The following is a 13,624-nucleotide window of genomic DNA, read 5'->3' as shown; positions in this document are numbered from 1 at the left end:
CCCAAGAAAAAATTATCGTATTACAGGGTTTTTAAATAACAACGGGTTACTTTAAAAAATCGCTGTTTAAAATCATTGGGATTACTAAACCTACTACAATGGCAGATATTACCATAATCCAATCGCGTTTTGAAAACCTGAATATAGTTTGCACAATATAGCCTAAAAAGAGCACTAGAAATACAATTATTATTTGTGCTATTTCTATACCTAAAGCAAATTCTAGAAGTAAAACAAGCTTATTATCGCTATCGCCTAACAGCATTTGAAATTCGCGTGCAAAGCCCAAACCGTGTATTAATCCAAAAAACAGAGTGGATAAAAATAGGACGCCTACTTTTTCGCGTTGTGCACCTTTACCCGATGTAAATACGTTAAATAGCGCAACAACCATAATAGTTATGGGTATAAGAAACTCTACTACACTAGCATTTACTCTTACTACATTATAAGCCGATAATACAAGCGATAGCGTATGGCCAAGTGTAAACATGGATACGAGTAGAAATACCCGCTTCCAGTCCTTAAACATATACGGCACTGTTAATACGATAAGGAATAAAACGTGATCGTAAGCATTTATATCTAGTACATGGTTTATACCGTACTCTACATTAAACCAAAAATTTTGAAACATAATAATTAGAATTTAGGGTGAACACTATGTATAACCTTAAAACAGCACGAATAGCTACTTTATTGCTTTTGGGATGCGGTAGGTAATTAAACTTTATTTTAAGGTTAACTTAGTGTTTTCAAATATACAAATAAAGAAAAGTGAATGCCAAAAATTAAATACAGGTTTACTTAAGTGTTTTTACATTCTATTTTGTTTATTAATTTATATTTGTAGAATACTTAAATAAAGCCTAATGCGTATTAAAACTCTTGCCCTTTTATGTTTTTTGTTGTCATTTTCTGGTTGTAAAAAAACTCCAGAGGAAACCGTAAACGAACACGTTGAAAAAAACAAAACGCACGACATAACAGAGCAAGACGTAAAGAAAATAAAGTACATTGATTATATTTTAGACTCTAAAACTGAAGATGCCATAAAAGATTGGCAAGAATATAAACAAGTAGAAGCACTTGTTATAAACATAAAAAAAGCCGATTTAACTTATTTTACCGAAGATAAAAAAGTGCTTTTACTGCTTTTAAGAGAATTAAAACAAAATATTCCAGATGCTTTAAAAGCTGAATCTATAAACTCTAGGATTTTAGTTATGGAAACCCAATTACTTAAACTTGAAAGCGTGTATAGCCTTAGTACTACTAGTAAAGAGGAACTTATTGCTGGTATTAAAGAGTTTTTAATAGCGTTTTCTAATTTAAACTTTCAAATGAATAAAAAGGTAGAATTTGACTTGCGTGTTATTGAAAAACCTTAGCTTAATTTAAGCTAGCTTATACCCTCCTTTTTAAACGCTAGTGTTGCACCTCTTTATAAAAAGCACCTACCTAAATACTGCTATTTTACTTAAAATTAAAAATTTAGCCATTCTTTTTTAACGGTTTTAAAGGACACTCTAGTGGTGCAATTTTAGGATTTCTAAAAAATATTAACTATATTTAGAATTACTAAAATCTATAACTATGGCAATAAAGAGTTTTCAAGGGGCTAGAAGACAACAAAACAATACGACCGATGATATTCCTTTTTCGGTAAGTGATTATATGACTAAAGATTTAATAACATTTACTCCAGACCAAACCGTGGAGAGTGTTATGCAATCTCTAATCACTAATAGAATTTCTGGTGGACCTGTAATTAACGATAAGCATGAATTGATTGGTATAATTTCTGAAACAGATTGTATTAAACAAATTAGTGAAAGCCGTTATTACAATATGCCTATGCAGGACGCAACCATTGAAAAATACGTGACCAAAGATGTAGATACTATTGATGGAAACATGAATATATTTGATGCTGCAAGCAAGTTTGTGCAAACACACAGACGTCGTTTTCCAATTGTAGAAAACGGTAAACTAGTAGGGCAAATAAGCCAAAAAGATGTACTTAAAGCTGCTATGCAGTTAAAAGGACAAAACTGGAAATAACGTGTTTTAAAACATTTTATATAAAATTAAAATCGCCTTTTGGGGCGATTTTTTTCTTAACTCTAGTAAACCAAGCCCATTTTTATAGCCTGCCGTGTTTGGGTTTGTGCGCTGCAGGACTATCGGTAATTAAAATTTTATCCTTACCATTGGCTCTTATTGCTGCTATATTGGAGTAGTTGTAGTCTTTTACAGGATTATCCAACTTTTCCCAGGTTACATAACCCGCAACTACAATGCGCTCGCCAACCTCCACTATAGATTCTTTATAACGCAACTGCCTTTTAAAACCAAATAGCGTATCGCTTTTAATGTTGTAAGATTGCAATACCGCCTCAAACTCTGGTGTAAGTTCTTTAAACAAACCAGAACTTGCTGTTTTATCGGTTACTAAATAATCGTAATAATTTTTAGGATTTGTAGTTGGCAACACCACCAAACGTTCTCCGGTTTTCTCGATAAAAAAATCTTGAATTTTTTCTTCGTTAACAATTGTTTTCCATCTAGAGTTTTTACCAGAACGCACTTTTTTTTGTATTACCATTTTATAAAACACGCATTTTCGCTTACTTAATGGTGCTATTAATGGCGTATCTATTTGCAATGCTTTGCCTTCTATTTTAGAGTATGTTTTGGTTTTTAAACTGCCTATACGTTGGTTAGGTAAGTTTTTTAAACGTCTTAAAATTATGGTTTTAGGACTATAGTAATATATTAAATAAGCCAGTATACTAAAAAGGGTAACAGCTATAATAACAATGTAAAGTGCACTCATATTTTAAATTAAAAAGATTTATTATTACACGTATTAGTAATACTTTAATTAAGAATGTTACATAGCCTTATTCCCGTTTTACAAGGGCATAGAAATCGCCATCCAAGGGTAAATACCCTTGATCGTAAACAAAGTAATAAATAGTACCTGCCTTGGTAGTGTAAATACTGGTAAAGTAATTAAAATCGAATCCGTTTTGAATTAATTTAGTTCTTGTTGTTTTGGTTTTTTGTTTAGGGTTTAAAGTTTCTAAAATTCTCCAATTTTTTCGCAATCGGTTATTTATATTTCTAATTAAGTTTTTAGAGTCCTTATTAATAGTATTGTTATAGGCATTTCTGCAATAATCGCTACAGAATTTTTTATCGCTTCTGCCCACTAATTTCTCACTACATTCTAAACAAACTTTAGTCATAATAATTAATTTATATAAATATATGCATTTTAAATTAAAATTTTAATTTACAAACTCCTCAAGTATAACCACTTAATAAAACAATTTAAACGACTACAAACGTTTACAAACGAACACAAACATTTACCAACCGATTAAAAGTTTAAAACCGATTCATCTTTGCAGTGTCGAAACATAAGAACTCGATAGTATTAACTGTTTAACACGTAAATTTAAAATTATGAGCACACTTAGAAACAAAGTACAGTTGATTGGTAACTTAGGAAACGATCCTGAAATCATCAATCTAGAATCAGGAAAAACTTTAGCTAAATTTAATATTGCTACAAATGAAAGCTACACCAATAATAAGGGAGAAAAAATAACAGACACCCAATGGCACAATGTTGTGGCCTGGGGAAAGACTGCACAAATTATTGAAAAGTATATAACTAAGGGTAAAGAAGTTGCTATTGAAGGCAAATTAACCTCTAGATCGTATGATGATAAAGATGGTAACAAACGCTACATCACAGAAATTGTTTGCAACGAATTGCTCATGCTAGGGAAGTAATTAAACACAAAGGGCTGCGTAAAAGTAGCCCTTTTAAACAAAAAATCACCGACTAAATGCATATTTTACGGATAAAAAGCATAATTATCCACCCAAAACATTGAAATTTAGTTATATAATACCTATGTTTGATTCATATTTCTCCCAAATATGAAACGCTTACTTATAGTTATCTACATTTTTAGTTTTGGTCTATTAGCCCAAAACGATGTTTATGATATTCAACAAAGTACAGGTGAGTTATATGAATTTGCAGAATTTGCAAATGCTGAAAAAACAGAATTTAGTATCTCTGAAATATTAGAAAACTCAGGTTTACAATACAGTAAACTAGAATCTGAAAATCATAATATTGGTTTTACTTCACATAATTATTGGGTACGTTTTAAACTTAAAAACAGCTCGAATACCACCAATACCTATTACTTAAAAACCGCAAGACCCATTACCGATCATGTTAATTTATACCAAATTAGTAATGGCCATATACAGCACTTTTTAAATGGCGATAATATTAATTTTAGCGAAAAACAAGTACAACACAGATCTACCATATTTAAAATAGCGGTACCACCCCACGTTACACAACAGATATATATTAATTATAAAAGTGATGGTGAAACCATAAATTTACCGCTTATTATAAACGATGAATCTTCGTTTTGGATGGTAAACTACAATCAACAACTATTCCTCGGGTTGTTTTACGGCTTATTGTTTTTAGCAGGAATTATCTATTTGTTTTTTTACACCAGTTTAAAAGAAATGGCCTTTTTCTATTATGGGCTTTATGTGTTTTCAATTGCTTTAATGCAAGCCTCATTAGATGGTTTAATACACCAATACATTTTAACAGAAGCTGGTTTTTTTAACAGTTCTGCTGTATTAATAACCGGTTTATTATCAAATCTATTCTTTCTAAAATATTGCGAACACTTTTTAAGAGTTAAATACAACTTAAAAGGTTTCATGAAAACCTTTAAGGTCCTTTACGCGCTAATAACACTAATATTTCTATTCTTAATTATTAATAAACACACCGTAGAACTTGCATACCCACTAACAAACCTATCGGCCTTAATTACCTTAATTGTTATTTTAGCCACCATAATAACCCTTCGAGTAAAAGGCGTTAAAGTAGACCCGTTTTTTTCCATAGGAATTGTTTTCCTTGTAGTAGGCATGCTAGGTTTTGTAATGAACAATTTAAGTTTGTTACCTAATAACTTTTTTACTTTAAATAGTTCCAAATTTGGCTCTGGATTCGAGGTTGTTTTCTTGTCGTTATCCATGACCAACTTAATTAAAAAACTACGTTTAGAGAAAGATAAATCGAGAGAAGAAGCGCTACAAAAGTCGCAAGAAATAAGTGCTTTAAAAACGTACTTTATGTCTAATATGAGTCATGAACTACGTACTCCAATTAATGCTATAATGGGTGTTGCGGAAAATGAGTTAGAATTTCAAACCAATAAAAAAAACAGAGAACCTTTTCAAATAATTAAAAATGCATCGCTTAGCTTGCTAAGTAATGTGAATGACATTATAGATTTTGAAAAAATTGAAAACAAAGCCTTAGAACTAAACTTTCAAACCTTTAACCCATCAATAAAACTAAATCAAATTAGCAGTAATTGGAAGGCCGAAGCTTTAAAAAAAGGCTTAGACTACACCTTTGAGATGGATTCTGAAATACCTGCAAATATTAATGCAGACCCAGATCGATTTGTACAAATAATTAACAATGTACTTTCCAATGCTATTAAATTTACCGAAAAAGGCCATGTGCTATTTAAACTTAAATGTTTAAAACAACCTAACGATACTTGTCGTTTTTCATTTCAAATAACAGATACCGGAATTGGTATAGATAAAACAAACAAAAACGAAGTATTTGATAGTTTTAACCAAATGAAACTAAACCACAAAAGGGAATTTGGAGGTATAGGTTTAGGGTTAACTATTGTAAAACATATTGTTGAATTATTTAACGGCAACATTACCATTGAAAGCGAACCAAATAAAGGAACCAATGTTTTTATCGATTTAAACTTAAAATATAGCATCGAGCAAAAAACAGCAACGGCAACCAATGTACAAAACGAAACACCATTACACATTTTGGTGGTTGAAGACAACAAGCTTAACCAAATGGTAATGAAAAAGATTTTGAGCACCAATTCTCAAATAACTTTTGCTATTGCTAATAACGGTAAAGAAGCTATTGAGGCCTTAAAAAAGGATGTTTACGATATTATTTTAATGGATTTACAAATGCCAATAATGGATGGCTATGAAGCAACCCAAATAATAAGAAGTGGCGAATTAGGTAATACCATACACACCACACCTATAATAGCAGTTACTGCCGATGCCATGGAAGCAACAAAACAACGTGTTTTAGATTTAGGCATGAATGCTTACATGACCAAACCCATAAATAAAACGCTACTTTTCGAAAACATAAATGCTTGCAATTTTAATAAGCAGAATGGTAAGGATGATGAAGACGATAAGTCCGTGAACTTACAAATTGCATAAGCACAAAACGCCCTAACAACACTACTTATTTTACTTGCAGTTCCGTTATCTCAAAGCAAATTTTGTTAAGAATAAGCTCGCTATTTTCTAGATTTTTCAAAACCGTTAGTCTAATATCTTCAAAACTATGTTTTACGTTTTGAAATAAATCTTGATAGTATAATATACCTGCTTTCAAATTTTCAGAAAACGTTTTTAAATACTTCTCTTCCTTTTTACTCATTGACGTTTTAGCATCTTCCATCTTATTCTTTAAATAATCAATGTAAATATCCAACTCTTTAATAAACAAATTAGGTCTGTCGCTACGCGAAACCATATTCGCTCTGCCGTATATATGATCGGTAATATTTTCAAGGCTCATGGTTTTATCATAATACGCCATATTAGGCCCTGGACATATAGAGACACCATTACCTTCAACCTTAGTATCTAAATTATATGCCAACAAAGCAGAAGTGCCTAAACCTACACATGTACAAGATTTCTCGATAATTTTGTTATACTGTTTTAAGTAATCTGCCTGTTGTAAATTTTGCTTTTCTAAATCTTTAATTTTATTAAATTGATATGCTCTAGAGGCTGTGCACATACCTTTATCTTTAAATTCGGTATTCAAAGCCACAAACTTTTTAGGGCAAGAACTTCCTGGTCTGCCTTTATTAATCAAAGCTTGCTTTTCTAAATCTTTAGTGTTGTTTCTTAAATTATTAAAAGGAACACCAAGCGGCGAAATATCGCTTAAATACAAATCTTCCTCTTTCGCTTTAGCTAATTTATTTAATGTTTCACTATCTACTGTCGTAGCTTCTGGAACTAGTAAAAACGGACTTCCCCAACCTACAGAATCTAAATTGTAATGGTTAAGTAAAAAAGTATGTTCTTCATCTGTTCCTACACCACCTTGCGTGGTAACCTTAAAGGTTGCTCGTTTTTCGGGAATTGCACGGTTAGTATTTAATAATTCTTGATGCCATACGGCTTTAATAGTGTCTTGTAATTCCTTACGTTTTAGTTTAAATTCTGATAAAACAGGACCTAACAAATATCCATCGGTTGCAAAGGCATGTCCGCCACAATTTAAGCCAGATTCAATTCTATACTCCGAAACCCACAAGCCTTTTTTGGCTAAAAATTTACCTTGTATTAATGCCGATCTATAATCACTTACTTTTAAAATAATGCGTTTTTTAAACTGGCCGTTTTTATCCGGGAAAAAATCATTAAACTGAGCCATATAAGCAAATAATCTAGGATTCATTCCAGCCGATAGCACTACCGAAGAACTTAATTTACTATTAGCAAAACCACGTAAAGCTGCATGCGCATCGTTATACTTAACCTCAAGCTTTTCGTTTTTAATGTAATTATCCTTATCCACCTTGGTCATGATATTTACATCAATACTACCCATTTGTAATTTTTTGCTCGCCCATTTTTTAATTTCAGAAGCCTTAAAACCATTTGAGCTTAGTTTCTTAAATTCTTGCTTTGCTTTAGAGCTATCTGGGAGCATATTTACGTAAGCTAGTAATGCATCGCTTTTCTCTGACGCCATGGTTTTTAGAGATTCAAATTTTTGCTCAGCCAAATCACTAATTAAATTAAGGTAAGCTGTAATTCGCTTTGCTCTAAAATCTTCAATTTTATCTGTAATCTCATGATAAGAAACCTCAAATTTATCACTGTACATTTTTCTTAATTTCTCTAGTAAAATATCATCTACCAAAGAAATTACAGAATCCATACCGTATTGTGCTACTTTTAATGGTGTATCTATTGTAAACCCAATGCCCATTACAGGAATATGAAATGAATGTGTTTTTTTCATAATTACTTTATAATTATTCAACAAAGGTATAGAAGCGACTCATCTAGGAATATGACTTATGTCATGCTTTAAACCACATCAATATGTTATAAATTCAAATTAAAAACCTCCATTTTGCGACAACATGTCTATGCGAATTAAAAAAATTCGGGCTAATGTGCCATTTTATTTAATTATTCATAATAAGAAATCGGTAATCGATAATAATTGACAAAACTTTAAATCATCTGGGTGGTTCACCAAACCTTTAGTATTTTTATGGCAATTAATTACTAAAGAAGAAATATGTCCGTAGAGCCAAAATTAACTAGATTCAACCAAAGTGTTTTATCCAAATATCAGATATACAATAGTATATTTATGACTTTGCCTTTTGATGCAGTAACAAAAACAGGAGTTTTACTTCCTTTGTTTCATGAAACTTGCGAAAAGGGATTTAAGCAAGGTGATAATCCAACCACTATAGTTGAAACTTTTTTTAAAAAATACCAGGCACGTAGAAATAAAGAAAGTCAAATAAACCTGTTATTTAGGTTTATTCAATACATAGAGCGCCAAGTTGTATTATTTGACGCTATTGAAGACGCTGCTTTCCCTATTGTAAATAATATGGAAGGTGTAGGGACTTTAAGAAACTTAAAAGGTACAGCAGCTGCCGAAGGTAATCTTGAAGAATTACAAAAATATTTAGAAGAGTTTAAAGTTAGAATCGTATTAACAGCCCACCCTACACAATTTTACCCAGGGTCGGTTTTAGGTATTATTACAAACTTAACTAAAGCGATAAAAGAAAACGATTTATCCGAAATAAATAACTTATTTGGACAATTAGGAAAAACACCATTTTTTAAACACCAAAAACCAACACCTTACGATGAGGCTAAAAGTTTAATTTGGTATTTAGAAAACGTATTTTACAAAACCTTTGGGTCTATTTACAACTACATACAAACAAGTATTTACGACGACGGTAAACGCCATAACGAAATTGTAAATATTGGTTTCTGGCCAGGAGGCGATCGGGACGGTAATCCATTTGTAAAACCAGATACAACATTAAAAGTAGCTAAAAAACTTAAACAGTCTATTCATAAAAAATATTATGAAGATTTAAGAGATTTAAGAAAAAAGCTAACCTTTAGAGGTGTAGAGGAGCGTATTATAAAGTTAGAAACTTTATTTTATAACTACAGCACTAATCAAAATGGAGACAATGAAGATATTATGTCTTCAAAAGAGTTTATAAAAGAATTGCTAAGTATTAGAGATGTTATTACTAAAGAGCATCAATCTTTATATGTTAGCGATCTTAATAACCTAATTAATAGAGTTCACCTTTTTGGTTATAGTTTTGCATCTTTAGATATTAGACAGGATAGTAGAATTCACCATAACGTATTCTCTACGGTTATAGATAGCTTAATTGCAACAGGAACATCATCTTTCCCAGATAATTATCACGACTTATCTGAGGCTGAACAAATTGAAATCCTTTCAAAAGCAACAGACGATGTTTCTAATTTAGATGCCTTTGATGACGAAATGGTTTGCAATACACTAAAAACCATTGCCATAATTAAAGACATTCAAAAAAGTAATGGTGAGCGCGGTGCAAATCGATACATTATTAGTAACAACCAAACGGCACTTAACGTTATGCAATTATTTGCAATGTTAAGAATGGTTGCCTTTAAAGATGAATTAACAGTAGATGTTGCACCACTTTTTGAAACTATACCAGATTTAGAAAACGCACCTGGAGTTATGGAGCAATTGTATACTAACCCAGAATATATGGCGCATCTTAGAGCCAGAGGAAGCAAACAACACATTATGTTAGGTTTCTCTGATGGTACAAAAGATGGTGGATATTTAATGGCCAACTGGGGTATTTATAAAGCCAAAGAGTTGCTAACCGAAATGTCTAGAAAATACGATGTTACTGCTATATTTTTTGATGGTCGTGGTGGACCTCCTGCACGTGGCGGAGGAAAAACACACCAGTTCTACTCCTCTTTAGGACCAACAATTGAAGATAAAGAAGTACAACTTACCATACAAGGACAAACCATTAGTTCTAATTTTGGAACCCTAGATTCTGCTCAATTTAACTTAGAGCAACTTATAAGTTCGGGTATTAAAAACAGAATTGATGGCGCTAAAAATAAAATGTCCGATGCCGATAGAGCGGTTATGACCGATTTAGCCGAAACAAGCTACCAAACATACAAAGACTTTAAAGGTCACCCAATGTTTATACCGTATTTAGAGCGCATGAGTACTTTAAAATTCTATGCTAAAACTAATATTGGTAGTAGACCATCAAAACGTGGCACATCAGATAAGTTGGTGTTTTCAGATTTAAGAGCCATTCCTTTTGTAGGATCTTGGAGTCAATTAAAACAAAACGTTCCAGGTTTTTACGGTGTTGGTACAGCACTTAAAAAATACGAAGAAAATGGGGAGTTCGATAAAGTAGAGCAACTATACCACAACTCTAAATTCTTCAGAACATTGTTAGAAAACAGTATGATGTCTTTAACCAAATCATTCTTCGATTTAACAAAATACATGTCTAAAGACGAAGAGTTTGGAGGCTTCTGGAACATTATTCATGAAGAATATTTAACCACCAAACGCCTATTATTAAAACTTACAGGTTATAGCGAGTTAATGGAAAACGAACCTTCAGGAAGAGCCTCTATACAAGTTAGAGAATCTATCGTTTTACCATTACTTACCATACAACAGTTTGCACTTAAAAAGCTTCAAGAGTTAGAAAAAGCCGGTGTAGCTGCCGATGATCCAGACAAATTAATTTACGAGAAAATCGTAACACGATCATTATTTGGTAATATTAATGCCAGTAGAAATTCAGCTTAAAAAAGCTTTACATTATAGTTACAAAGCCTTCGTTTTAAAAACGGAGGTTTTTTTTGCCTTAAATTTAAGTACTAAATAGCATTTCGAGTATCGCGCTAATTACACACCTTGTAACTAGTAGTTGGGCGCCTGCCTGCCGGCAGGCAGGTTACCACACCCTTCGACTCCGCTCAGGACAGGTAGTCGGGCTTTCACTACGCGCTACCTCCCAATGTTAAGAAGCCCAAACATGCCCACAAATCCCTAACGCGGGCTGCATACCTAGGTTTAAGCATTAAGTTTAACATAGATGTATAAACACACTTGATTTTTACCCAAATAAAAGATAACTTCGTGCCACGCTTAACACAAACAGCAACAAAGCAGAACTCGCATTGGTATTAATGCCTTTTTAACCGAAGCATATTGTAGGTAACATGACAAAAGATATTCCTCAAATAACATTTAACCCTGCAACAACCAATAATTTTGGTTTCGAAATTGTGCCTATTAAAGACATTGCTAAGAGTAAAAGCGAACATAATCATGACCCAGAATTACCGCATCGGTTAAAATTTTATAACCTTATTTTTTTTACCGAAGGTTCTGGCAGGCACTTTATAGATTTTAACTGGTATCCGGTACAACAAAACAGCTTGGTTTATTTAACCAAAGACCAAGTTAATGCTTTCGAGTTCTCGAACCATTTAAAAGGCTATTGCATTATTTTTACCGAAACCTATTTTGTAAATAGCTTTACCAATTTATCAGACGATTTTGTGTTTAGGCTATTTAACCCAGAACTGTTTTCGCCCATTCTTCAAATACCTCAAAACTCAGAGTTTACAACCTATTTTAATCTGTTATATACAGAGTATAAAAATTCTAGCACCTTTAACCATAAACACATTGTTAATTCGCTTTTAACCATTTTAATATCTAAAGCCGAAAATTTAAAACAAAAGCAAACCTTTCATATAACAGACACCTCAAAAGTGGCGCTTTATCAAAACTTTATTTCGCTAATTGAAAAGCAGCTAACTAAAAGTAGAAGCGCCAGGTACTACGCTAAAGAATTAGCCATAACCTATAAACACCTTAATAAAGTTTGCAAAACCCTAGTTAATAAAACTGCAAAAAACGTTATTGACGATTTTGTAATACTACAAGCAAAACGCAGTTTAATAAATGCCAACTTAACTAGTGCACAATTAGCCTATAATTTAGGCTTTGAAGACCCAACTAATTTTACCAAATATTTCAAAAAAAATACAGGTTTAACCCCAAAAGCCTTTGTTAAATCACTTCAGGAAGCCTAAAGGTTCCACTTTAACCATATTAACTCCCGTTTTCATCTTTTCTAAAGCTTGTAGTTGCTTCATCTTTGTACCATAATTAAAAACAAAGACAATGAAACCATTAATTACAACTGTTGCACTCACTCTAATAATGACCGCTTGCGACTCACAAAACAATACTAATTTAGAAACCATGGAAACAACAACATTATCAAATAAAGACAAAGCCGTAGCAGTAATTTCAAGTTTAGAAACCGGAGACCAATCGGCCATTGCACACATTAACCCAACTAATTATACACAACATAATCTTACCGTAGCAGACGGATTAGAGGGTTTTGGCGAAGTATTACACCATGCGCCCGAAGGTGGTTTTAAAGCCAATGTAGTGCGTGCATTTCAAGATGGCGATTATGCTATTACACACACAAAATACGACTTTTTTGGACCAAAAGTAGGGTTCGATATTTTTAAGTTTGAAAATGACCTAATTACAGAACATTGGGATAACTTTTCTGATTTGGCAACAGCAAACCCAAGCGGAAGAACCCAAACAGATGGCATTGTAACTATTACAGATTTAGATAAAACCGAACAAAACAAAGCCTTGGTAAAAGATTTTATTAATACCGTTTTAATTAATGGCGAATTCGATAAAATGCCAAACTATTTTGATGGCGACGCGTACATACAACACAACACCATGATTGCCGATGGCGTTTCTGGATTAGGAAAAGCCCTAGAAGACATGGCAAAACAAGGCATTACTATGGTGTTTACCAAAAACCACATTGTTTTAGGAGAAGGTAATTTTGTATTATCGGTTAGCGAAGGCACATTTGCAGGAAACCCAACATCGTTCTACGATTTGTTTAGAATAGAAAATGGAAAGATTGCAGAACATTGGGATACTATTGAAACCATATTACCAGAGCAAGATAGAAAAAACGATAACGGAAAATTTAACTTTTAATAAGTAATTAATATGAGTAACGTTGCTAATTGCCCAACTTGTGGCGGTAAATCGAAAATAAAAGAAACCAATAGCGAAACCACTTACCTAGCCATACAAGATGACGAATTGGTAAACAAAATAGGTCAACTAAAAAAGGCTATGCAGAAGTATAAAGATAAAGCCGAGGCGCTAGAAAAGCAACTGGAATCCAATACATAGAATAAACATAACATAAATAAAAAGACAGTTCTAGTTAATACTAGAGCTGTTTTTTTTGTTTAATTTGTGACGTCCTGAAATAGCGTTACAGAATTAATAATTTAAAGGTAG

12 protein-coding genes are annotated in these 13,624 nt (G+C 32.6%); 8 read left to right on the top strand and 4 right to left on the bottom strand.

The window, feature by feature from the left end:
- Positions 1 to 46 precede the first annotated feature (46 nt).
- The gene (locus BMY96_RS15565) at positions 47 to 637 is read right to left on the bottom strand and encodes a HupE/UreJ family protein (RefSeq protein ID WP_092853883.1); all 591 of its coding nucleotides are present in this window, start codon (positions 635 to 637) and stop codon (positions 47 to 49) included.
- 235 nt (positions 638 to 872) lie between these two features.
- Here BMY96_RS15565 and BMY96_RS15560 point away from each other — a divergent pair, with 235 nt between their 5' ends.
- Both BMY96_RS15560 and BMY96_RS15555 read left to right on the top strand, forming a co-directional pair.
- Positions 873 to 1,391 (top strand): hypothetical protein, encoded by a 519-nt coding sequence (locus BMY96_RS15560; protein WP_092853881.1) that lies wholly within the window; start codon positions 873 to 875, stop codon positions 1,389 to 1,391.
- 205 nt (positions 1,392 to 1,596) lie between these two features.
- A complete protein-coding gene (locus tag BMY96_RS15555; protein WP_092853879.1) occupies positions 1,597 to 2,064 on the top strand; it encodes a CBS domain-containing protein in 468 nt (155 codons plus the stop codon).
- 82 nt (positions 2,065 to 2,146) lie between these two features.
- Here BMY96_RS15555 and BMY96_RS15550 read toward each other — a convergent pair whose 3' ends face one another.
- Together BMY96_RS15550 and BMY96_RS15545 are read right to left on the bottom strand one after the other, a co-directional pair.
- Positions 2,147 to 2,839, bottom strand: coding sequence for a hypothetical protein (locus BMY96_RS15550; RefSeq protein ID WP_092853877.1), 693 nt, complete (start codon positions 2,837 to 2,839; stop codon positions 2,147 to 2,149).
- Between the two features lie 67 nt (positions 2,840 to 2,906).
- On the bottom strand, positions 2,907 to 3,254 hold the full coding sequence (locus BMY96_RS15545; RefSeq protein ID WP_092853875.1) for a hypothetical protein: 348 nt from the start codon (positions 3,252 to 3,254) through the stop codon (positions 2,907 to 2,909).
- A 220-nt stretch (positions 3,255 to 3,474) separates the two neighbouring features.
- Here BMY96_RS15545 and BMY96_RS15540 point away from each other — a divergent pair, with 220 nt between their 5' ends.
- Positions 3,475 to 3,807, top strand: a complete 333-nt coding sequence (locus BMY96_RS15540; RefSeq protein ID WP_092853873.1) for a single-stranded DNA-binding protein — start codon at positions 3,475 to 3,477, stop codon at positions 3,805 to 3,807.
- A 150-nt stretch (positions 3,808 to 3,957) separates the two neighbouring features.
- Entirely contained in the window at positions 3,958 to 6,348 is a 2,391-nt protein-coding gene (locus BMY96_RS15535) for a hybrid sensor histidine kinase/response regulator (protein ID WP_092853871.1), read from the top strand.
- Between the two features lie 25 nt (positions 6,349 to 6,373).
- Here BMY96_RS15535 and BMY96_RS15530 read toward each other — a convergent pair whose 3' ends face one another.
- Complete coding sequence (locus tag BMY96_RS15530; protein ID WP_092853869.1) at positions 6,374 to 8,179, bottom strand: hypothetical protein; 1,806 nt, start codon at positions 8,177 to 8,179, stop codon at positions 6,374 to 6,376.
- Between the two features lie 285 nt (positions 8,180 to 8,464).
- Here BMY96_RS15530 and BMY96_RS15525 point away from each other — a divergent pair, with 285 nt between their 5' ends.
- From BMY96_RS15525 to BMY96_RS15510, 4 genes are all read left to right on the top strand, one after another.
- Positions 8,465 to 11,062 (top strand): phosphoenolpyruvate carboxylase, encoded by a 2,598-nt coding sequence (locus BMY96_RS15525; protein WP_092853867.1) that lies wholly within the window; start codon positions 8,465 to 8,467, stop codon positions 11,060 to 11,062.
- A gap of 416 nt (positions 11,063 to 11,478) precedes the next feature.
- Positions 11,479 to 12,360, top strand: a complete 882-nt coding sequence (locus BMY96_RS15520; RefSeq protein WP_092853865.1) for an AraC family transcriptional regulator — start codon at positions 11,479 to 11,481, stop codon at positions 12,358 to 12,360.
- Between the two features lie 91 nt (positions 12,361 to 12,451).
- Positions 12,452 to 13,312, top strand: a complete 861-nt coding sequence (locus BMY96_RS15515; protein ID WP_092853863.1) for a nuclear transport factor 2 family protein — start codon at positions 12,452 to 12,454, stop codon at positions 13,310 to 13,312.
- Positions 13,313 to 13,324: 12 nt separating this feature from the next.
- Entirely contained in the window at positions 13,325 to 13,513 is a 189-nt protein-coding gene (locus BMY96_RS15510) for a hypothetical protein (RefSeq protein WP_092853861.1), read from the top strand.
- The last annotated feature ends 111 nt before the right edge of the window (positions 13,514 to 13,624 follow it).

It is taken from the genome of Algibacter pectinivorans, assembly GCF_900112595.1.
In the GTDB taxonomy this organism is placed as follows: Bacteria; Bacteroidota; Bacteroidia; order Flavobacteriales; family Flavobacteriaceae; genus Algibacter_B; species Algibacter_B pectinivorans.
Note: the sequence above shows the minus strand (reverse complement) of the source record. Positions and strands in the feature narration are given on the sequence as shown.